The sequence below is a fragment of the Pseudomonas sp. NFX5 genome (genome assembly GCF_049132125.1).
Classification (GTDB): domain Bacteria; phylum Pseudomonadota; class Gammaproteobacteria; order Pseudomonadales; family Pseudomonadaceae; genus Aquipseudomonas; species Aquipseudomonas marginalis.
Genome location: NZ_JAFMZG010000009.1, coordinates 377,547 through 399,795 on the forward strand (window position 1 = coordinate 377,547; position 22,249 = coordinate 399,795).

Genomic DNA, 22,249 nt, shown 5'->3' on the forward strand with positions numbered 1-22,249 from the left:
GGAAGTTACAACCGTTGGCGACGGATTAAAAATATGAAGAGGTTCAAGCACTTGCCATGGCCGTCAGCATCCCCTCCCACAGGGGTTCATCATTGTGCCTGCAACACCTCGTCCGCCCGGCCACCCTCTTCCTGGATCACCAGGTGGATGAAGTGCAGCTTGGCGATCACCGCCGGTGGCAGCACGAATGGGTAGAAGTCCGGCTGGCCCATGGCGCGGGACAGTTCATTGAGCATGCCCGCCAGTTCGATCCAGGCGTTGACGAAGGACAGGAATGCCACGCCGCCGGGATGTTCGGGGTCGTAGAGAGTGGTGAGTGGGAATGGCTGGTAATCCAGGTCCATCTCACGGGCGCTCATGCCAAAGCCCAGGGCGGTGTCGACGGCGTCCATCATGTGCAGGTAGTGGGCCCAGGTTTCGGCCCAGTCTTCCCAGGGGTGCATGGTGGCGTAGGCACTGACGCAGGTTTGCTGCCAGTCGGGGCGGGGGCCGTTCTGGTAGTGCTGATCGAGGGCGTCGGCGTAACTGGCGCGTTCGTCGCCGAACAGGTTGCGAAAAGGCTCCAGCCAGTGGCTGTTGGCGATCAGGCGATCCCAGTAATAGTGACCGACCTCATGGCGAAAGTGGCCCAGCAAGGTGCGATAGGGTTCGCGCATCTGCACGCGGATTTTTTCGCGGTGGGCGTCGTCGGCTTCCTTGATGTCGAGGGTGATCAGGCCGTTGGCATGCCCGGTCATGGGCGCGTTGCCTTCCAGGTCGATGCCGACAAAGTCGAACGCCAGGCCGCTGTCCTCGTCGACGCTCTTGGGCACCACTTGCAGGCCCAGGCTGATCAACTGTGCTACCAGCCGACGCTTGGCGGTCTCCACCTTGCGCCAGCGCTCGGGGTTCTCCGGGATCGACAGGTCGGGGATGGTGCGGTTGAGGCTGCACGCCACACACAACGGTGCGGTGCTGTGGGCGGGAATCAGCCAGTTGCAGGCCGCCGCGGTGTCGAGGTTGGCGCAGCGGCGGAAGGCGCCGGCGTCGAGGTTGTCGTCCTGTAGCCAGGTGCCTTCCACAGGCCCCGGCTGCAGGGAGGACAAGCGGCTTTGCTGCGGTTGATAGCCCAGCACCGCGTGGCAGGCCAGGCATTGGCTGTTGCGAAAGAACAGCGCTTGCCCGCACCGGCACTGCCACACCTTGCCGTTGCGCGAGGTTTCGGCCATGAACGGTGCGGCGATGCGCGAACTGAGTTGCTCGAAGTAGCGGAACATGGCGATCTCTCCCTGGGTGACTGAGACTAGATCATCTGGGACTCAGGATCGTTCCACTTTCTTCAAGGGCGGCTCCGCAGCCTGGCGCGGGCGGTGCGACGATTCGACAAGCCCGCTCACCACCGGCGCCGCGTCAGACCGAAATGTTGTGCTTGGCAAGGAACGCGACAAAGGCCTCTTCGTCCAGCACCTTCAACCCCAGTTCGCTGGCCTTGGCCAACTTGGAGCCGGCACCCGGCCCGGCCACGACGCAATGGGTCTTTGCCGACACGGAACCGGCCACCTTGGCGCCGAGGCTTTCGAGCTTGTCCTTGGCCACGTCGCGACTCATCAGCTCCAGGGAGCCGGTGAGCACCCAGGTATGCCCTGCTTCGGGCAGGCCTTCGACCACCTTCTTCTCGCTCTGCCAGTGCATGCCGAAGTCCTTGAGCTGCTGCTCGATGGCCAGGGCATGGCTGGCGTTGTCCGGGTTATCGAAAAACTCGCGCACGGCATTGGCCTGCTTCTCCGGCAGCGCCTGGCGCATGTCGAGCCAGTCCGCCTTGATCACACCTTCCAGGCTGCCGAACTTGTCCGCAAGTTTCTGCGCGGCGCCGGGGCCGACGGAGGGTACGTGCAGCTTGTCGAGGAAGCCGCCCAAGGTGGTACTGGCGGCGAACTCGGCGCTCAGCTCGCCCTGATCCTGCAATTGCAGGCCGCATTCATCAGGCGACAGCAACGCGCCGATCACGTCCTGGTTGTGGCTGTCTTCGAAGAAGCTGTGGATCTCATGGGCCACTTCCAGGCCCACATCCGGCAGGTACGTCAACACTTCCGGCAAGGCCTTCTGCACGCGCTCAAGGGACGCCAGGGAGCGCGCCAGCACCTTGGCCGTCTCTTCGCCCACATCGGGAATGCCCAGGGCGTAGATAAAGCGCGCCAGGGTCGGGGTCTTGCTGTTTTCGATGGCGGTGATCAGCTTCTTGCTGGAAATATCGGCAAAGCCTTCCAGGTCGATGATCTGCTCGTATTTAAGCTTGTAGAGGTCGGCCGGCGAACCGATGAGTTTTTCATCCACCAGTTGCTCGATGGTTTTGTCACCGAGCCCGTCGATGTCCATGGCCCGGCGCGAGACGAAATGGATAATCGCCTGCTTGAGCTGGGCACCACAGGCCAGGCGCCCGACGCAGCGGTACACCGCGCCTTCGCTGACGGTTTCCTTGCCCTTGCTGCGCTTGACCAGCTGGGTGCGCTCCACATGGGAGCCGCACACCGGGCAGCTTTCGGGGATCTGCACCGCGCGGGCGTGTTCCGGGCGGCGCTCGGTGACCACGGAGACGACCTGCGGGATCACATCCCCGGCACGGCGGATAATCACGGTATCGCCGATCATCAAGCCCAGACGCGCGACTTCATCCATGTTGTGCAGGGTGGCGTTGGACACGGTGACGCCCGCGACCTTGACCGGTTTCAAGCGCGCCACTGGGGTTACGGCGCCGGTGCGGCCGACCTGGAACTCAACGTCGAGCAACTCGGTGAGTTCTTCCATGGCCGGGAACTTGTGCGCGATGGCCCAGCGCGGCTCGCGGGCGCGAAAGCCCAGTTCACGCTGGGAGGCGATGCTGTTGACCTTGAACACCACGCCGTCGATTTCATAGGGCAGGCTGTTACGTCGCTCGCCGATATCGCGGTAATAGTCCAAGCACTCCTGGATGCCCTTGGCCAGTTTCAGCTCATGGCTGATGGGCATGCCCCACTTCTGCAGTTGCTTCAAGTTACCGATATGGGTGTCGCTGATATCCCCGGTTACCTGGCCGATGCCGTAGCAGCAGAACTCCAGCGGACGACTGGCGGTGATCTTCGAATCCAGCTGACGCAAGCTGCCCGCTGCCGCATTACGCGGGTTGGCGAAGGTCTTGCCGCCGACTTCCAGTTGCGAGGCGTTGAGCCGCTCGAAACCGGCCTTGGACATGAACACTTCGCCGCGCACTTCCAGGGTCGCCGGCCAGCCGCTGCCGTGCAGTTTCAACGGGATATTGCGCACGGTGCGCACGTTGACGCTGATGTCCTCGCCGGTGGTGCCGTCGCCACGGGTGGCGCCGCGTACCAATTCGCCATCCTGGTAAAGCAGGCTGACCGCCAGGCCATCCAGCTTCGGCTCACAGCTGTATTCCACCGCCGCGCCACCGCCGAACAGATCACCCACGGGCAGGTCGAGCCCCTCGGTGACCCGGCGATCAAATTCCAGCATGGTGGTTTCATCAAACGCATTGCCCAGGCTGAGCATGGGGATCTCGTGACGCACCTGGGTGAAGGCTGACAATGCCGCACTGCCGACCCGCTGCGTCGGCGAATCCCGCGTCACCAGCTCCGGATGCTCGGCCTCCAGGGCCTTGAGCTCGTGGAACAGGCGGTCGTACTCGGCGTCCGGAATGCTCGGCTCATCAAGCACGTGGTAACGGTAGTTGTGCTGATCCAGTTCAGCGCGCAGTTCGAGGATGCGGGTGTGGGCGGCGGTCATGGGTGTTCTCTCATAAAGCAAAAGAGCAGCCGAAGCTGCTCAAATGTTGGTGCGCTTATTCTAATGACAACGCTGGAAACCAATCCTCAGCGTTTCTGTGTCAGGGCGCGACGCTCGAACTCGACGATGCGCTGACGGTAGTGTTCGATGGTCTGGGCGGTCAGGACGCTGCGTTGGTCGTCCTTGAGCTCGCCGTTGAGTTCCTGGGACAGCTTGCGGGCAGCGGCCACCATTACGTCGAAGGCTTGTTTCGGGTGACGCGGGCCCGGCAGGCCGAGGAAGAAGCTCACCGCAGGGGTGCTGAACAGGTCGATGTCGTCCAGGTCGAAAGTGCCTGGCTTGACCGCGTTAGCCATGGAGAACAGCACTTCGCCGTTGCCGGCCATGCTTTCGTGGCGGTGGAAAATATCCATCTCGCCAAAGCGCAGGCCGCTTTCGAGGATGTTCTGCAACAGGGCCGGGCCCTTGAAGCCGGCGGCGTCGCGGCAGATCACGCTGATCACCAGCACTTCTTCGGCGGCAGGCTGATCGTTGACGGATTGACGCGGCGCATTCTTGCCGGCGTTTTCATCCGGGAAATCGTCATCACGGCTGCTGAAGCTCGGGCCTTCATCGACATCGAGGTTCAGGTCACCCTGATGGGGTTCGGCAACAGCTGCACTGGCGCGCTTGCCACGCTTGGAAGAGGGCTCGCGGGCTTCACGCACCGGTGCACTCATCGACGGCAGGTCATGCTCGTCCAGTTGCGGTTCCTTATGGGTATCCAGCACACGGGGCGGCCCCAGCAGCTCGGCGCTGCCGTCGTCGTCGGGCAAGTTGGACAGGTTGCGGTCCAGGCGGAATTTGAGCTTGCCCTTGCCACCGCGCATGCGGCGCCAGCCATCAAAAAGAATACCGGCAATGACAATAATGCCGATGACGATCAGCCACTCGCGCAGACCGATTTCCATGTAATCCCGTGCCTCTAATAAAAAATGCTGAAAAATAAGGGGTTTAGCACCGTGCAAACCGCTTTAAAACGTGGCGCCAACTCTATGTTCTGACTGACGTTTTGCCCACGCACACGAAAAATTGACATTAAACTAGCACGACCAAAGATAACTTTACACCGTCTGTCAAAATGCCTTGAACAAATATGTCCATTTGCCACTTTCACCAGGCCGGTAAATCACCTGACATCGCGCTGAAAACTTTCGCTCATGGCGCAGCTCAGGATTCCACCATCGCCATCGCTTCTTCGACATCCACCGCGACCAAACGTGAACAACCCGGTTCATGCATTGTCACCCCCATCAACTGATCAGCCATTTCCATGGCGATCTTGTTGTGGGTGATATAGATGAACTGCACCGTCTGGGACATCTCCTTGACCAGTCGCGCATAGCGTCCAACGTTAGCGTCATCCAATGGGGCGTCAACTTCATCGAGCATGCAGAACGGCGCCGGGTTCAACTTGAAGATGGCAAACACCAGGGCCAACGCGGTCAGGGCTTTTTCGCCGCCGGACAACAAATGGATGGTGCTGTTCTTCTTGCCCGGAGGCCGCGCCATGATCGTTACCCCTGTATCGAGTAGATCTTCGCCCGTCAGTTCCAAGTAAGCGCTGCCACCACCGAAAACTTTCGGGAATAACGCCTGTAAACCGCCATTAATCTGATCAAAGGTATCTTTGAAGCGGTTACGGGTTTCCTTGTCGATCTTGCGGATCACGTTTTCCAGGGTGTCCAGGGCTTCCACCAGGTCGGCGTCCTGGGCATCCAGATAACGTTTGCGCTCGGACTGCTGCTGGTATTCATCGATGGCCGCGAGGTTGATCGCGCCCAGTCGCTGGATACGTGCGGCAATCCGTTCAAGTTCTTCCTCGGCTTCTTTCTCGTTGGCCTGGGCGGTCAAGGTATTGAGCACGCCATGCAAGTCGTAGCCGTCTTCGAGCAATTGGTCTTGCAGGGCCTTGCGGCGCACGGTCAGGGCTTGCCATTCCATGCGCTGTTGTTCGAGCTGGCCGCGAATCAGCTGGGATTGCTGCTCGGCCTGGGTCCGGCGTTTTTCTGCGTCGCGCAGTTCGCGGTCGGCGTCTTCCAGGGCGATCTGCGCGGTCTTGAGTTCTTCGTCGACGGTCATGCGCTTGTCGAGCAACTCTTCAAGCTTGAGGCGCAGCTCTTCCAGCGGTGCTTCGCCCTCCTCCAGGTTGAGGCTCAGTTGCTCGCGCTTTTCGGTCAGGCGTTCGGACTGCATCTCCAGGCGCTCAAGGGCCTGGGCCGTGGACGCGTGCTGGGCCTTGAGCGAACCCAGGCGCACGGCCAACTGATGGGCGTGGTCCTTGTGCTGGCGGGCTTCCTGGCGCACACGATCAAGGCGCTCGCGCAGGCTGTCACGCTGAGCCAGCAGCAATTCGCGCTGCTCGGTGTCCAGGGCCATGCTGTCGAGGGCTTCCTGCAATTGCAGGCGCGCTTCGCCGATCTGTTCGTGTTCGAGGGCGCGCTGTTCGCCCATCTCGGCCACTTCTTCGTCGAGGCGGGTGCGGCGCAGGGTCAGTTGCTCGGCCTTGGCCTTGCTCGCGGAAAGCTGGGCTTTCAATTCGCCTTGCTGGCGCGCTTCGTCCTGCAACAGGCGCCGCAGGTGTTCGCGGCCGGTCTCTTGCTGGCGCTGGGTGGCGCGCAGGGTTTGCAGTTCGGTTTCGAGGCTTTCCAGGGTGGCTTCGCGCTCTTCACGCTCGGCGATCAGGTTGACGATTTCCTGGCCGCGGGCCAGAACGCCGCTTTCCGCTTCACTGGCGCGGCGCACCCGCAGGAAGTGGCGGCCGACCCAGTAACCGTCGCGGCTGATCAGGCTTTCGCCGCCCGCCAGTTGACCGCGCTGGGCCAGGGCCTGTTCCAGGGACTCCACCGGCTTGACCTGGCCCAGCCACGGCGACAGGTCAATCGCCGCTTCGACCTTGTCCAGCAGGCTGCCCGGCACTCGCGTGCCATCAGCGGCGGGGCTGAGCAGACGCAGATCGCCCTGGGCGAAGCCGGCCAGGTCGAAGCCGCCAAAATCATCCACCAGTACGGCTTGCAGGTCGGCGCCTAGAACGGTCTCTACCGCCAGCTCCCAACCGGCTTCAACTTTCAAGCCTTCGGCCAAGCGCGGACGCTCGGCCAGGTGCTGGTCACGCAGCCATTCGGCGGTGCCGGTGCCTGGGTCCAATGCCGCTTGCTGCAAGGCTTCAAGGGACGCCAGGCGGCCGTTAAGCCGCTGCAAATCACCCTGGGCCTGCTGCTGGGCCTGGGTCGCCTGTTGCAGTTGCTGACGCAATTGCTCCAGGCGCTCCACTTGTTGTTCTTCGCTGGCTTCCAGCTCTTCCAGCGTCATCTCGCTTTCGGCCAGTTGCTCGCTGAGCTCCATGATCGCCGCGTCTTCCGGGTCGGCGGCAAGCAGCACGCGCTCTTCCTGCAGGCGACGCTGGCGCTCGGCCAGGCGTTCCATGCTGGTTTCCAGTTGCTGGATGCGCGACTGCTGCACCTCGGCCTGGCGCCGCGGTTCGGCGGATTGCAGGTTGAAGGCGTCCCACTGCTCCTGCCAGCCGTGCATGGTGGTTTCGGATTCTTCCAGCGCAGCGGCGGCCTCTTCGGCGGCGGCGTTGGTGATGTCCTGCTCGGGGGTGAGCATGTCCAGCTCTTCGCCCAACGTCAGCAGCAAGGTGCGGTCGTGGCCCAAATGGGATTCGGTTTCCAGGCGCGCGCGTTCCGCTTCCTTCAAGTCATCCTGCAACTGACGCAGGCGCTGCTGGCCGTGCTGGATGCTTTGCTCGACCCGGGCGATATCACCGCCCACCGAATAGAAGCGGCCCTGCACCAGATTGAAGCGTTCGGACAGGTCATGGTGCCCGTCGCGCAGGCGCTCGATGGCGGCGTCGGCATTGCGCTGCTCGGCCACCAGCGCTTCAAAGCTGATTTCCTGGGTGCCGATGATCGCTTCGCGCTGACCCACCTGATCGTTCAACGCCTGCCAGCGCAGGGCCGACAGTTGCGCCTTGAGCTGACGCTCTTCGCCCTTGTATTCCTGATACTTCTCGGCCGCCTGGGCCTGGCGGTGCAGGCGCTCCAACTGGCGCTCCAGCTCTTCGCGCAGGTCGGTGAGGCGGGCGAGGTTTTCATGGGTGCGGCGGATACGGTTTTCGGTCTCGCGGCGGCGCTCCTTGTACTTGGAGATGCCGGCCGCTTCCTCGATAAAGTTGCGCAGGTCTTCGGGCTTGGCTTCGATCAGCTTGGAGATCATGCCCTGTTCGATGATCGAATAGCTGCGTGGGCCCAGGCCGGTACCGAGGAAGATGTCGGTAATGTCCCGGCGTCGGCACTTGGTGCCGTTGAGGAAGTAACTGTTCTGGCTGTCGCGCGTCACTTTGCGGCGGATCGAGATTTCCGCGTAGGCCGCGTACTCGCCGACCAGGGTGCCATCGGAGTTGTCGAACACCAGTTCGATGCTCGCCTGGCTCACCGGCTTGCGGCTGGTGGAGCCGTTGAAGATGACGTCGGTCATCGACTCGCCACGCAGGTTTTTTGCCGAGCTCTCGCCCATCACCCAGCGTACGGCGTCGATGATGTTCGACTTGCCGCAGCCATTGGGCCCGACCACTGCCGCCATGTTACTGGGGAAGTTCACCGTGGTCGGGTCGACGAAGGATTTGAACCCCGCCAGTTTGATGCACTTGAGCCGCACGTTTAGGCGTCCGCCAACGCAGCGATGACCAGCGAGCTGCTGCGCTGGCAGTAGGCCGACAGCACCTGGCGGATCTGCTCCAGGTCACGGGCGAGTACGGCGGCGAGCAGTTGCTCGAACAGCGCCAGGTACTCGCTCATGGACGCCTTGCGCTGATCCAGGGCCAGGTAATAGGCACGGTTCATCGCCGGCTGCAGGTTTTCGACGGTTTCCTGCAAATACGGGTTGTTGGCAAAGGGGTACGCGGCGCGCATCACATTGAAGCATTCTTCGACAAAGGCGCGGATGTCCTGGCGCTCGAAATTGCTCACCAGGCGCTGCTGGATCTGGACGAACGGCGCCATGTCGGCCTGGGTCTGCCAGCCCTGGGCGACCGCATTGCCAAGCAGGATATACAGCTCACTCATCAGCGTGCACAGGCTCTGCACCTTGTGCGCCGTGAGCTCGGTCACATGGGCGCCACGGCGCGGCAGGATCGCGATCAGGTGGCGGCGTTCGAGGATCAGTAAAGCTTCACGCACGGAGCCACGGCTGACATTGAGCGCCAGCGTGACTTTCTGTTCCTGGATCCGCTCTCCAGGCTTGAGATCGCCGCGAATGATACGTTCGGCGAGGTGGTGAGCGATTTGCTCGGCGAGACTGTCCGGCGCCTTGAACGTCATGTTTTCCCTTCAAAATCGTCTATCGGTACAAGCGCGGCAGTGTAGCGCATTGGCCCGCTGATGGCGCTACGCCCACCGTGGCGAATTTGGCATGAAATAAGCAACGCTGAACACCCACACGCCCCCAAAAACGCCGGTTTCAGAAGACTGAACCATAATTGAAAGTGTTGCGATCGCATTTTCCTGACCTTCTGGTCAGAAAATCATTGACCGAAAAGTCAGACATGACTAGATTCGGCGCAAAGCGGTTAACAACAATAATGAGTCTGCGAGGCCTTCCGTGATCCAGTTTTTACTTAACCAGGAACTCCGTAGCGAGCACGCCCTGGACCCCAACCTGACCGTGCTCAACTATCTGCGCGAGCATGTGGGCAAACCCGGTACCAAGGAAGGCTGCGCCAGCGGCGACTGCGGTGCGTGCACGGTGGTGGTCGGCGAGTTGCACACCGACCCTCAGGGCGTTGAGCAGATCCGTTATCGCAGCCTCAATTCCTGCCTGACATTTGTATCGTCGCTGCACGGCAAGCAGTTGATCAGCGTCGAAGACCTCAAGCACCAGGGCCAACTGCACAGCGTGCAACAGGCGATGGTGGAGTGCCACGGTTCGCAATGCGGCTTTTGCACCCCCGGGTTTGTGATGTCGTTGTTCGCCCTGCAAAAGAACAGCGACGCCCCCGACAGCCAGAAGGCCCACGAGGCCCTGGCCGGCAACCTGTGCCGCTGCACCGGCTATCGGCCGATCCTGGCCGCCGCCGAACAGGCCTGCTGCAACAAACCGGCGGACCAGTTCGACAACCGCCAGGCCGAGACCATCGCCCGCCTCAAAGCCATCGCGCCGACCCAAACCGGTGAACTCAACAGCGGCGACAAACGCTGCCTGGTGCCCCTCACCGTTGCCGACCTGGCCGACCTCTACGACGCCTACCCGCAAGCCCGCCTGCTGGCCGGCGGCACCGACCTGGCGCTGGAAGTCACCCAGTTTCACCGCACCCTGCCGGTGATGATCTATGTCGGCAATATTGAAGAGATGAAGCGCATCGAGGACTTCGACGACCGCCTGGAAATCGGCGCCGCCACTGCCCTCTCCGACTGCTACACCGCGCTGCACCACGAATACCCGGATTTCGGCGACCTGCTGCACCGCTTCGCCTCCCTGCAAATCCGTAACCAGGGTACCCTCGGCGGCAATATCGGCAACGCCTCGCCGATTGGCGATTCGCCGCCGCTGTTGATCGCCCTGGGGGCGCAGATCGTGCTGTGCAAAGGCAACACGCGCCGTACGCTGGCCCTGGAAGACTACTTCATCGACTACCGCGTGACGGCGCGCCAGGACAGCGAGTTCATCGAAAAAATCATCGTCCCCAAGGGCCACGCGCTGTTCCGTGCCTACAAGGTTTCCAAGCGCCTGGACGACGATATTTCCGCCGTGTGTGCGGCCTTCAACCTGAAGATCGACAACGGTGTGATCGGTGATGCCCGCGTCGCGTTCGGCGGCATGGCCGCCACGCCAAAACGCGCGAAAAACTGCGAAGCCATGTTGGTCGGCGCCACCTGGAACGCCGCCACCGTCGAGAAAGCCTGCGCTGCCCTCGCCGAGGATTTCACCCCGCTGTCGGACTTCCGCGCCAGCAAGGAATACCGTCTGCTCAGCGCCCGGAACCTGCTGCGCAAATACTTCATCGAACTGCAAACGCCGCACATCGAGACTCGGGTGACCGCTTATGTCTAACCATCACGCCGTGGAAAAAACCCAGGCCGAACTGGCCGCGCTGTTTGCCCAGGACCTGACCTCCGGAGTCGGCCGCAGCGTCAAGCATGACAGCGCCGCCAAGCACGTGTCCGGTGAAGCGCAGTACATCGATGACCGCCTGGAATTCCCCAACCAGTTGCACCTGTATGCACGCATGTCCGACCGCGCCCACGCCCGGATCATCCGCATCGACACCGCGCCCTGCTACGCCTTCGACGGTGTGCGTATCGTCATCACCCACGAAGACGTGCCGGGCCTGAAAGACATCGGCCCGCTGCTGCCCGGCGACCCCTTGCTGGCCATCGACACGGTGCAGTTCGTCGGCCAGGTGGTTTTGGCCGTGGCCGCCCGCGACCTCGACACCGCACGCAAGGCCGCGATGGCCGCCGTGATCGAATACGAAGACCTGGAGCCCGTGCTGGATGTGGTCGAGGCCTTTCGCAACAAGCACTTCGTGCTCGACAGCCACACCCACCAACGGGGTGATTCGGCCGGCGCACTGGCGACCGCCAAGCACCGCCTCCAGGGCACCCTGCATATCGGCGGCCAGGAACACTTCTACCTGGAAACCCAGATTTCCTCGGTAATGCCCACCGAAGACGGCGGCATGATCGTCTATTGCTCCACGCAGAACCCCACCGAAGTGCAGAAGCTGGTGGCCGAAGTGCTGGACGTGTCGATGAACAAGATCGTCGTCGATATGCGCCGCATGGGTGGCGGTTTCGGCGGCAAGGAAACCCAGGCGGCGAGCCCGGCGTGCCTATGCGCGGTGGTGGCGCGCCTCACCGGCCAGCCGACCAAGATGCGCCTGCCGCGCGTCGAAGACATGCTGATGACCGGCAAGCGCCACCCCTTCTATATCGAATACGACGTGGGCTTCGACGACAGCGGTCGCCTGCACGGGATCAACCTGGAACTGGCCGGTAACTGCGGCTGCTCGCCGGACCTGTCCAACTCGATCGTCGACCGCGCCATGTTCCACGCCGACAACGCGTATTACCTGGGCGATGCCACGGTGAACGGCCATCGCTGCAAGACCAACACCGCGTCCAACACCGCCTATCGCGGCTTCGGCGGCCCACAAGGCATGGTCGCCATCGAGGAAGTGATGGACGCCATCGCCCGCCATCTGGCGCTGGACCCGTTGGCGGTGCGCAAGGCCAATTACTACGGCAAGACCGAGCGCAACGTCACCCACTACTACCAGACCGTAGAGCACAACATGCTCGAGGAAATGACCGCCGAACTTGAAGCCAGCAGCCAATACGCCGAGCGCCGCGAAGCGATCCGCCTGTACAACGCCCACAGCCCGATCCTGAAAAAAGGCCTGGCGCTGACGCCGGTGAAATTCGGGATCTCGTTCACGGCGAGCTTCCTGAACCAGGCGGGCGCGCTGATCCATATCTACACCGACGGCAGCATCCACCTGAACCACGGCGGCACCGAGATGGGCCAGGGCTTGAACACCAAGGTCGCGCAAGTGGTGGCCGAAGTGTTCCAGGTGGACATCGACCGCGTGCAGATCACCGCCACCAACACCGACAAAGTGCCCAACACCTCGCCGACCGCCGCGTCCAGCGGTGCGGACCTGAACGGCAAGGCCGCCCAGAACGCCGCCGAAACCATCAAGCAACGCCTGGTGGAATTCGCCGCGCGCAAGTACGACGTGAGCGAAGCGGATGTGGAATTTCATAACGGCCATGTGCGCGTGCGCGAGCAGATCCTGACCTTCGAGGCGTTGATCCAGCAGGCGTATTTCGCCCAGGTCTCGCTGTCGAGCACCGGCTTCTACAAGACCCCGAAAATCTTCTACGACCGCAGCCAGGCCCGCGGTCGGCCGTTCTACTACTTCGCCTTCGGCGCGGCGTGCTGCGAAGTGATCGTCGACACCCTGACCGGCGAATACAAGATGCTGCGCACCGACATCCTCCACGATGTGGGCGCCTCACTGAACCCGGCCATCGACATCGGCCAGGTAGAAGGAGGCTTTATCCAGGGCATGGGCTGGCTGACCATGGAAGAGCTGGTGTGGAACAACAAGGGCAAGCTAGAGACCTGCGGCCCGGCCAGCTACAAGATCCCGGCGGTAGCCGACATGCCTTTGGATTTGCGTGTGAAGCTGGTGGAAAACCGCAAGAACCCGGAAGACACGGTGTTCCATTCCAAGGCCGTGGGTGAGCCACCGTTCATGCTCGGGATTGCCTCGTGGTGCGCGATCAAGGATGCGGTGGCGAGCCTGGCTGATTATCGCCATCAGCCGAAGATCGATGCGCCGGCGACACCGGAGCGGGTGTTGTGGGGGTGTGAGCAGATGCGCAAGTTGCAGACGGCGACAGCTGTCGAGACTGAAACTGAAATGGCTTCGCTCTAGACCGATGACGGCCTGACAGACACCACAAGAGGTGACTATGAACAACTGGATCAGCGCCCTCGCCGACCTGCAAAACCAGGGTGAGCCCTGCGTACTGGTGACCATCATCGAAGAGCTCGGCTCCACGCCGCGCAATGCCGGTTCGAAGATGGTGATCAGTGCCGCGCAAACCTTCGACACCATCGGCGGCGGGCACCTGGAATACAAGGCCATGCAGATCGCCCGCGACATGCTCGTGCGTGGCCAGCAGAACACCCATCTGGAGCGCTTCAGCCTCGGCGCCAGCCTGGGCCAGTGCTGCGGTGGCGTCACCGTGCTGCTGTTCGAACCCATGGGCCAGGTGCAGGCGCAGATCGCGGTGTTCGGCGCCGGCCATGTCGGCCGCGCGCTGGTGCCGTTGCTGGCGAGCCTGCCGTGCCGGGTACTCTGGATCGATTCCCGCGAGCAGGAGTTTCCGGAACATATCCCCCAGGGCGTGCGTAAAATCATCAGCGAAGAGCCGGTGGACGAAATTGCCGACCTGCCGGTGGGCAGCTACTGCATCGTCATGACCCACAATCACGCGCTGGACCTGGAACTCACCGCCGCCCTGCTCAAGCGCAATGACTTCGCCTACTTCGGCCTGATCGGCTCCAAGACCAAACGCGTCAAGTTCGAACACCGCCTGCGCGATCGCGGCTTCGACGCCGCGCAGTTGCAACGCATGCGTTGCCCCATGGGCCTCAGCGAGGTGAAGGGCAAGTTGCCGGTGGAGATCGCCATCTCCATCGCCGGCGAAATCATCGCCACCTATAACGCCAGTTTCGGCCAGCACACCGCGAGCGCCGAACCCATTGCCAAATTGCTGCCGGCCTCGCGCCGCAGCCAAGCTATCAATTGAGACGACCATGCCTTTGACTCGCAAAGCCTACCGTGCCGCCCTCCTGCACAGCATCGCCGACCCCGCTGAAGTTGGGATCGAAGCCTCCTACGAGTATTTCGAAGACGGCCTGCTGGTGATCGAAAACGGCCGGATCAGCGCCGTGGGCCATGCCGGCGACCTGCTGCCGAGCTTGCCTGCCGACATCGACATCACCCATTACCAGGATGCGCTGATCATCCCCGGCCTGATCGACACCCATATCCACCTGCCGCAAACCGGCATGGTCGGCGCGTATGGCGAGCAGTTGCTGGACTGGCTCAACACCTACACCTTCCCGTGCGAAAGCCAGTTCGCCGACAAGGCCCACGCCGAAGAAGTCGCAGGCATTTTTATCAAGGAACTGCTGCGCAACGGCACCACCACCGCGCTGGTGTTCGGCAGCGTGCATCCGCAGTCGGTGAACGCATTCTTTGAAGCGGCGGAAAAACTCGACCTGCGCATGATCGCCGGCAAGGTGATGATGGACCGCAACGCCCCGGACTACCTTACCGACACCGCCGAATCCGGCTACCAGCAAAGCAAGGCGCTGATCGAACGCTGGCACGGCAAGGGCCGCCTGCACTATGCGGTCACCCCGCGTTTTGCGCCGACCAGCACGCCGGAACAATTGGCGCTCGCAGGACAACTGTTGGGCGAATACCCGGACCTGTACATGCAGACGCACATCAGTGAGAACAAGCAGGAAGTCGAGTGGGTGAAGGCGCTGTTTCCGGAGCGCAACGGCTATCTGGATGTGTACGATCACTACCAGCTGCTGGGCGAGCGCTCGGTGTTTGCCCACGGCGTGCACCTGTGTGATGAGGAATGCGCACGGTTGGCGGAGACGGGGTCGGCGGTGGCGTTCTGTCCGACCTCGAACCTCTTCCTCGGCAGCGGCCTGTTCAACCTGCCGATGGCCGAGAAACACAAGCTGAATGTCGGCCTGGGCACCGATGTGGGTGGTGGCACCAGTTTCTCGCTGCTGCAAACCTTGAACGAAGCCTACAAGGTCATGCAACTGCAGGGCGCGCGGTTGAGCCCCTTCAAGTCGCTATACCTGGCCACCCTGGGCGGTGCGCGGGCGCTGCGCCTGGAAGACAAGATCGGCACGTTGCAGCCGGGCACCGATGCAGACTTCCTGGTGCTGGACTACAACGCAACGCCGCTGCTGAGCTATCGCTTGAAGCAGGCCAATAACATTGCCGAGACGTTGTTCGTGTTGATGACCCTGGGGGATGATCGGACGGTGTTGCAGACCTACGCTGCCGGCCAACTCGTGCACCAACGCTGATCTGCGCCACGACACAAAACAAATGTGGGAGGGGGCTTGCTCCCGATAGCGGCGGATCAGGCACTTAATTCAGTGACTGACACTCTGCCATCGGGAGCAAGCCCCCTCCCACATTTTTTAATCGGGTTTACAGCTTGACTGAAGAACGCCCCGGCTTCTTGGTCTGCAACAGATGCGAGAACACCGCATGCAAATCATCCGACGCACTTTCCTCGTCGAGGTTGAGCTTGCTGTCGATATGATCCATGTGATGCATCATCAAGTTCACCGCCAACGCCGCGTCCCGTGCTTCGATCGCATCGATCAGTTGGGTGTGCTCATCGTAGGAACAGTGCGAGCGGTTGCCGCTTTCGTACTGGGCGATGATCAACGAGGTCTGGGACACCAGGCTGCGCTGGAAGCTGATCAGCGGCGCGTTTTTCGCGGCTTCGGCCAGCTTGAGGTGGAATTCGCCGGAGAGGCGGATGCCCGCCCCGCGATCACCGCGGGAGAAGCTGTCGCGCTCGTCGTTGACCATCTGGCGCAGTTCGGCCAGTTGCTCGGCGGTGGCGTGCTGCACCGCCAGCTCGGTGATCGCTCGCTCTACCAGGCGCCGGGCCAGGAACACCTGGCGTGCTTCTTCCACGCTTGGGCTCGCCACCACCGCGCCACGATTGGGCCGCAGCAACACCACGCCTTCATGGGCCAGGCGCGACAGCGCGCGGCGAATGATGGTGCGGCTGACGCCGAAGATTTCGCCCAGTGCCTCTTCGCTCAATTTGGTACCGGGTGCCAGGCGCTGCTCGAGGATCGCCTCGAAGATATGCGCGTAGACGATATCGTCCTGGGTTCCGCTGCGACCGGCCTTGCCGGCTCGCGGTTGTTTCTTGAGAGGTTGCAACTGTTCGTTCATGGGCACTCGGGTAGGGAGAACGGCGGCGAATTAACGGTAATACGGCAACTTTAAGGTAATACGGCAACACGGGGTCGCTGGCAAGTATCACCTAAAAACAGCGCACATTGTACACAACCCACTGCGCCAACACACTGTACGGCTGTTTGCGGTGCCGTCTGTATTGCAATGAGTCGTTACGTTTGAGTTTAGGCTTGAATCTGCGCCGTCACCGGCAAACACCCAGGTAAAAGGAACACCTCTCCATGACCGACGCCACCCAAGCGCCCTTGCGCCCGCTGGCCGACACTTCTGCCTCCGCCGTCGTCGCCGGCTTTATCGCCATGATGACCGGCTATACCAGCTCCCTGGTGCTGATGTTCCAGGCCGGCCAGGCGGCCGGCTTGACCACGGCGCAGATTTCTTCGTGGATCTGGGCGATTTCCATCGGCATGGCGGTCTGCAGCATCGGCCTGTCCCTGCGCTATCGCACGCCGATCACCATTGCCTGGTCCACCCCCGGCGCGGCGCTGTTGATCACCAGCCTGGGCGGTGTGAGTTACGGCGAGGCCATCGGCGCCTACATCACCTGCGCGGTGCTGGTGACGCTCTGCGGGCTCACCGGCAGCTTTGAAAAACTGGTCAAGCGTATCCCTGCGTCGTTGGCGGCCGCGTTGCTGGCGGGGATCCTGTTCAAGATCGGCAGCGAGATTTTCGTCGCTGCGCAGCATCGCACCGGCCTGGTCCTGGGGATGTTTTTCACCTACCTGATCATCAAGCGTCTGTCGCCACGCTACGCGGTACTGGCCGCCCTGATGATCGGTACCCTGCTGTCGGGGCTGATGGGCTTGCTGGACTTCAGCGGTTTCCACCTGGAAGTGGCGACGCCGGTATGGACGACGCCGCACTTCTCGCTGGCGGCAACCATCAGCATCGGGATTCCGTTGTTCGTGGTGGCGATGACCTCGCAGAACATGCCCGGCGTCGCCGTCCTGCGGGCCGATGGCTATAACGTGCCGGCCTCGCCGCTGATCACCGCCACCGGCCTGGCCTCGCTGGTGCTGGCGCCCTTTGGCTCCCACGGCATCAACCTGGCGGCGATCAGCGCAGCGATCTGCACCGGCCCCCATGCCCATGAAGACCGTAATAAACGCTACACCGCCGCCGTATGGTGCGGGGTGTTCTACGGGATAGCCGGGGTGTTCGGCGCAACACTGGCGGCACTGTTCGCAGCCTTGCCCAAGGAACTGGTGCTGTCGATTGCGGCCTTGGCCTTGTTTGGCTCGATCATCAATGGCTTGAGTATCGCCATGAATGAGCCGAAGGAACGGGAAGCGGCGCTGATCACCTTTATGGTCACCGCGTCAGGCTTGACGTTGTTTTCCATCGGCTCGGCGTTCTGGGGGATTGTGGCGGGGGTGTTGACGCTGCTGATTCTGAATTGGCGCAAGGCATAAAAAAACGGCGACCCTCAGGTCGCCGTTTTTTTCAGTATCACTTAGCCGCGTTGATCGGCTTTTCCGGATACCACACGTCCAGCAGCGGGCTGACTTCAGCCTTGGTCAGCTCGGAACGGGTTTTCAGCCAGGCTTCGACGGCAGCACGCTGCTCTTCGGAGACCGAGCCACGCTTCTGCAGGCAAACCAGACCGTAGTCGTCGCCGCCGACATAGCCCAGGCCGTTGGCTTCCATGGCTTCTTTGATGAATGCTTCGAGGAAAGCGTCGATAGCTTCTTCACTCAGGCCTTCTTTGAAGTCCAGGTTCAGTTCGAAACCCAGCTCTTGAAATTCATCAACGCACAGTTTTTTGCGCAGACGCTGGGAACGGTTAGTCGCCATTGGAACAATCCTCATAAGTAATAACGGGCGGCACTTTAGCAGTTTAAGGCGACGATTGCCCGACTCTCTGGGACGGGCGGCCGTTTGCTGTTAAAAAAACGCCGATTACCAGCTATCGTTCAGCTACAAGTGCCTTCACCTTGGGGCATAATGCCGACACTTTCATGACCATTGAGGGATTTTTCCTATCTACCCCTCGCCTTTTTCACCCTCCTCAGCAGTAGGGTTTTATTTCTTATGATCAAATCTTTGCGTCCATTGCTACTTGCCAGTTTTCTCCTGCCACTGGCCTTTTCCACCTCCGCGGCCCCGATCAATAACACCTTGCCTGCCAACGTCCAGCAGGCACTGGCCAAAGCCAAGCTGCAAAACACTGCGCTGTCCCTGGTGATGATCCCGTTGAACGGCCCCGGCACCCCCACCGTGTTCAACGCCGACGTCTCGGTAAACCCGGCTTCCACCATGAAGCTGGTCACCACCTATGCGGCCCTGGAAATGCTCGGCCCCAACCACCAGTGGAAAACCGAGTTCTACACCGACGGCACCCTCAGCGGTGGCGTGTTGCACGGCAACCTGTACCTCAAGGGCGGCGGAGACCCCAAGCTGAATATGGAAAAACTCTGGCTGCTGATGCGCGACCTGCGGGCCAATGGCGTGCAGCAAGTCACCGGTGACCTGGTGCTGGACCGCAGTTTCTTCAACCAGCCGCAGTTGCCGGAATTCAATGACGACGGCAACGACGAGAACAAACCGTTCCTGGTCAAGCCCGACGCCCTGCTGGTCAACCTCAAGGCCCTGCGCTTTGTGACCCGTAACGATTCGGGCCGCGTGCTCGTCTCGGTCGAGCCGCCGATTGCCAGCATCCGCATCGACAACCAGGTCAAGGCCTCCAACGCCAAGCAGTGCACCGGCGACGTACGCTACAACCCGGTCACAGGCGCCGATGGCAGTATGACGGTCACCGTCAGCGGCCAATTGGCCGATGGCTGCAGCTCGCAGACTTATCTGTCGTTGCTGGACCACGCCACCTACACCGCCGGTGCGGTGCGGGCGATCTGGCAGGAACTGGGCGGCACCATCCAGGGCCGCGATATCCAGGCGCCGGTGCCCAAGGATGCCAAGGTCCTGGCCCGCGCCTTTTCGCCGGACCTGGCGGAAATCATCCGTGACATCAACAAATACAGTAACAACACCATGGCCCAGCAGTTGTTCCTGAGCCTGGGCGCGCAGTTTCGCAACGATGCCGACGGCGACGATGCCAAGGCCGCGCAACGTGTGGTGCGCCAGTGGCTGGCGAAGAAAGGCATCACCGCGCCACACCTGGTGATGGAGAACGGTTCGGGCCTGTCCCGTGCCGAGCGGGTCAGCGCCCGCGAGATGGCCGCCATGCTGCAGGCCGCCTGGAAAAGCCCCTACGCTGCGGAATACATCAGCTCGATGCCGATCGCCGGCACCGACGGCACCATGCGCAAACGCCTGAAGACCACGGCCATGCGCGGCGAAGCCCACGTCAAGACCGGTACCTTGAATACCGTGCGCGCCATTGCCGGGTTCAGCCGCGACAACAATGGCAACACCTGGGCGGTGGTGGCGATCCTCAACGATCCGAAGCCGTGGGGCGCGTCGTCGGTGCTGGACCAGGTGCTGCTGGATCTGTACCGCCAGCCAAAACTGGCGGCGGCAGCTCCCGTCCTATAGGAGCGAGCGTCAGGCCCGCGCCCTCTCGGCCTCCACCCGGTCCCTGCCCGCCTGCTTGGCCACGTACACCGCCGAGTCGGCACGCAACAACAGGCCATCAATGCCTTCATCCACCCGCCAGCTGGCCACACCAAAGCTGGCGGTGACGATGCCCACAGGCTCCATCGGCAGGTTACGCAGGGATTGCCACAACTCCATGGCCAGGCCATAAGCCTGCTCGCCATCGGTATTGGGGCACAGCACCATGAATTCCTCGCCCCCCAGGCGGCAGAACACGTCGGTGCGGCGCAGACGCTGACTGATGCGCCTGCACAACTCCTGCAACACCCCGTCGCCAACCGCATGCCCGTGCTGGTCGTTGATACGCTTGAAATGATCGATATCGAGCATGATCACCGACAGCGCCCCACTGGTCCGGTTGAGCCTCGCCATCTCGGCCCTGAGGCGGTCCTGGAAATAGCGACGGTTGTGAATCCCGGTCAGGGAATCTGTGATGGACAGCGCGCGCAGCTCCTCTTCAACCCGCTTCAAGTCGGAAATGTCCGACACATAGCCATGCCACAGCGTACCGCCCCCCGGTAACTCTTCCGGGGTGGCCTCGCCGCGAATCCAGCGCAACCCCCGTTGCGGCAACTGCACCCGGTACTCTTCGCGCCAGTGGCTCAACTGCAATGCCGACAGGCGAATCGAGGCCCGCACCCGCTCCGCGTCCAGCGGGTGGATTCGATCGAAGACCTTCGTCGCATCCCGCTGCAACGCGCTGACCTCGATTTCATAGATATCGCGCATGCCGTCGCTGGCGTAGATAAAGCGCCAGTTATCCTGGGGTTCCAGGGTGAATTGGAAGATCCCCCCGGGTACGTGGGCACTGAGTTTCTTGAGCAGGCGGTCCCGCGCCGCCAGGGCCTCGTAGGCGCGTTTCTGCTCGGTGACGTCCAGGTAAATCGCGAGGTGACCGATCCACAGACCATGGTCATCCAGCAAGACGGTGGCCAACATATTCACAATCAGCTGACTGCCATCCTGGCGGACCAAGGTCCACTCCCGGGCTTCGTGCAGGTTGTCGGGGCTTTCCACCAGCATCGCCTGGCTCGCCGGGATACGCTTGCCCAAGGTCACGCTCAGGCTCGCGGAACGTGCCTCCAGCTCCAACGCCAAGTGCAGGCTTTCCAGGGTCAGCTTGCCCACCACCTGCTCGGCCTCGTACCCCAGCATCTGCTCGGCACCGGCGTTGAAGGTGTTGATCACACCGCGCAAGTCAGTGGCAATGATCGCTACTTGGGTAGCGGCATTCAGTACGCTGCGCAACTGGCCATGGGCACCCCGTAGTTCCTGCTCACGCAAGCGCAACTGCACAGTGCGTTGCTCCACCAGTTTCAACGCACGCTGGCGCTGGCTCACCAGCACATAGAGCAAGGCGCTGAGCAGCAGGCTGAGTAGGCTACCCATGGTCAGGATCGTGGACAGCGAGGAATAGTTGGCCTGCTCGAACACCTTGCTCGGGCGCAGGCTCAGGGCGTACACATGATCGCCCAGGGTCAGGCGACGCGCGCCAGCGAGGTCGCTGTTGGCCACGGTATTGCCGGACTCGAAGAGCACGCGCTTTTGCAGGTCGGAGGTGTCGACGATCTGCATCACCAGGTTGTCCCGCTCCGCTTTGGGCAAGCCGTCGGCGACCAGCTGGCGCATGCTGATCACCGCCATCACGTAACCGTATGGCTCATTTGGGGACGGCTCGGACGTGGGCAGGTGACTCACCGGCGCGACCAGTAATACACCAGTGGCATAAGCAGGCTCGACCCCCACCAACTGCATGGGTTGGGACACCGCCAGCTTGCCGCTCTTTTGCGCCCGCTCAAGGGCCGAGCGCCGCAGGGGCTGGGCCAGCAGATCAAAACCCAACGGTGTGCCCAGCAGGCTTTGGGTCTGGCTGTAGAGCACCGGCACGTATTCATCACGTTCGGGCGCCGGGGCCAACTCACCGGCCGAATTCAATTCTCGGATCACAAACGGTGCGCCCCGCTGGCGGGTCACCTCTTGTTCAAATTGACTGCGCTGCTCGCGAAGCACCCGCGGCGCCCAGGAGTAGGCCCGGGCGCGCAACAACAACGGCTGGGCAAACCCATCGAACTCTTCGCGGGATACCTCATCAGAGTTGACGAAAAACCGCCGCAGGCTGTTCAGGCGTTGTTCCTGATCCTCGAAGCGTTCCTGCAAGCGGGTGTAACGCTCGTTGACCAGCAACTGAAAGCGCTGGCGAACCTGTTGCTGATAGAGGTCGGAGGCCGCCCAGGCGACGATGGCCGTCAGCGCAAAACCTGCCAATAACACCACCAATGCCACCAGCCAAGCCGACGCCTGTTCACTGATAAAGCCTAGGATTTTCGGGCGAACGGCTTGCAACGGCATAGG

14 protein-coding genes are annotated in these 22,249 nt (G+C 61.9%); 6 read left to right on the forward strand and 8 right to left on the reverse strand.

Features of this window, described 5'->3' with window-relative positions; genetic code table 11:
* Nucleotides 1-89 precede the first annotated feature (89 nt).
* The 5 genes from J1N02_RS05725 to J1N02_RS05745 form a co-directional block, all read right to left on the reverse strand.
* Nucleotides 90-1,256 carry a zinc-binding metallopeptidase family protein gene (locus J1N02_RS05725; protein WP_421147218.1) on the reverse strand — a complete coding sequence of 389 codons (1,167 nt, stop codon included), beginning with the start codon at nt 1,254-1,256 and terminating at the stop codon, nt 90-92.
* Nucleotides 1,257-1,389: 133 nt separating this feature from the next.
* Nucleotides 1,390-3,756, reverse strand: coding sequence for an NAD-dependent DNA ligase LigA (gene ligA / locus J1N02_RS05730; protein WP_108573734.1), 2,367 nt, complete (start codon nt 3,754-3,756; stop codon nt 1,390-1,392).
* Nucleotides 3,757-3,842: 86 nt separating this feature from the next.
* Entirely contained in the window at nt 3,843-4,706 is an 864-nt protein-coding gene (gene zipA, locus J1N02_RS05735; protein ID WP_027603708.1) for a cell division protein ZipA, read from the reverse strand.
* 259 nt (nt 4,707-4,965) lie between these two features.
* Nucleotides 4,966-8,454: a chromosome segregation protein SMC gene (gene smc / locus J1N02_RS05740; protein WP_098478919.1), complete on the reverse strand. Its 3,489-nt coding sequence runs from the start codon at nt 8,452-8,454 to the stop codon at nt 4,966-4,968.
* 2 nt (nt 8,455-8,456) lie between these two features.
* Complete coding sequence (locus J1N02_RS05745) at nt 8,457-9,116, reverse strand: GntR family transcriptional regulator (protein WP_027603706.1); 660 nt, start codon at nt 9,114-9,116, stop codon at nt 8,457-8,459.
* Between the two features lie 280 nt (nt 9,117-9,396).
* Between J1N02_RS05745 and xdhA the strand changes: the two genes are divergently transcribed.
* The 4 genes from xdhA to guaD are packed head-to-tail and all read left to right on the forward strand — an operon-like array spanning nt 9,397 to nt 15,429.
* Complete coding sequence (gene xdhA / locus J1N02_RS05750; RefSeq protein ID WP_368961316.1) at nt 9,397-10,845, forward strand: xanthine dehydrogenase small subunit; 1,449 nt, start codon at nt 9,397-9,399, stop codon at nt 10,843-10,845.
* Nucleotides 10,838-13,237, forward strand: a complete 2,400-nt coding sequence (xdhB, locus tag J1N02_RS05755) for a xanthine dehydrogenase molybdopterin binding subunit (RefSeq protein ID WP_368961318.1) — start codon at nt 10,838-10,840, stop codon at nt 13,235-13,237. Before xdhA ends, xdhB begins: the two co-directional genes overlap by 8 nt.
* Before the next feature lie 37 nt (nt 13,238-13,274).
* On the forward strand, nt 13,275-14,117 hold the full coding sequence (gene xdhC / locus J1N02_RS05760) for a xanthine dehydrogenase accessory protein XdhC (RefSeq protein WP_368961320.1): 843 nt from the start codon (nt 13,275-13,277) through the stop codon (nt 14,115-14,117).
* Between the two features lie 7 nt (nt 14,118-14,124).
* Nucleotides 14,125-15,429, forward strand: coding sequence for a guanine deaminase (gene guaD / locus J1N02_RS05765; protein ID WP_368961322.1), 1,305 nt, complete (start codon nt 14,125-14,127; stop codon nt 15,427-15,429).
* A 127-nt stretch (nt 15,430-15,556) separates the two neighbouring features.
* Here the strand turns inward: guaD and J1N02_RS05770 are convergent, their stop codons facing one another.
* A complete protein-coding gene (locus J1N02_RS05770; RefSeq protein WP_003175499.1) occupies nt 15,557-16,321 on the reverse strand; it encodes a GntR family transcriptional regulator in 765 nt (254 codons plus the stop codon).
* A gap of 245 nt (nt 16,322-16,566) precedes the next feature.
* Between J1N02_RS05770 and J1N02_RS05775 the strand changes: the two genes are divergently transcribed.
* Nucleotides 16,567-17,757 carry a benzoate/H(+) symporter BenE family transporter gene (locus J1N02_RS05775; protein WP_065924766.1) on the forward strand — a complete coding sequence of 397 codons (1,191 nt, stop codon included), beginning with the start codon at nt 16,567-16,569 and terminating at the stop codon, nt 17,755-17,757.
* A 37-nt stretch (nt 17,758-17,794) separates the two neighbouring features.
* Here the strand turns inward: J1N02_RS05775 and J1N02_RS05780 are convergent, their stop codons facing one another.
* Nucleotides 17,795-18,139 (reverse strand): YggL family protein, encoded by a 345-nt coding sequence (locus J1N02_RS05780; protein ID WP_010208515.1) that lies wholly within the window; start codon nt 18,137-18,139, stop codon nt 17,795-17,797.
* A gap of 237 nt (nt 18,140-18,376) precedes the next feature.
* On the opposite strand from J1N02_RS05780, the gene dacB reads away from it, so the two are divergent.
* Nucleotides 18,377-19,837, forward strand: coding sequence for a D-alanyl-D-alanine carboxypeptidase/D-alanyl-D-alanine endopeptidase (gene dacB, locus J1N02_RS05785; RefSeq protein WP_027603700.1), 1,461 nt, complete (start codon nt 18,377-18,379; stop codon nt 19,835-19,837).
* Nucleotides 19,838-19,846: 9 nt separating this feature from the next.
* Here dacB and J1N02_RS05790 read toward each other — a convergent pair whose 3' ends face one another.
* On the reverse strand, nt 19,847-22,246 hold the full coding sequence (locus J1N02_RS05790) for a sensor domain-containing diguanylate cyclase (protein WP_421147219.1): 2,400 nt from the start codon (nt 22,244-22,246) through the stop codon (nt 19,847-19,849).
* Nucleotides 22,247-22,249 lie beyond the last annotated feature (3 nt).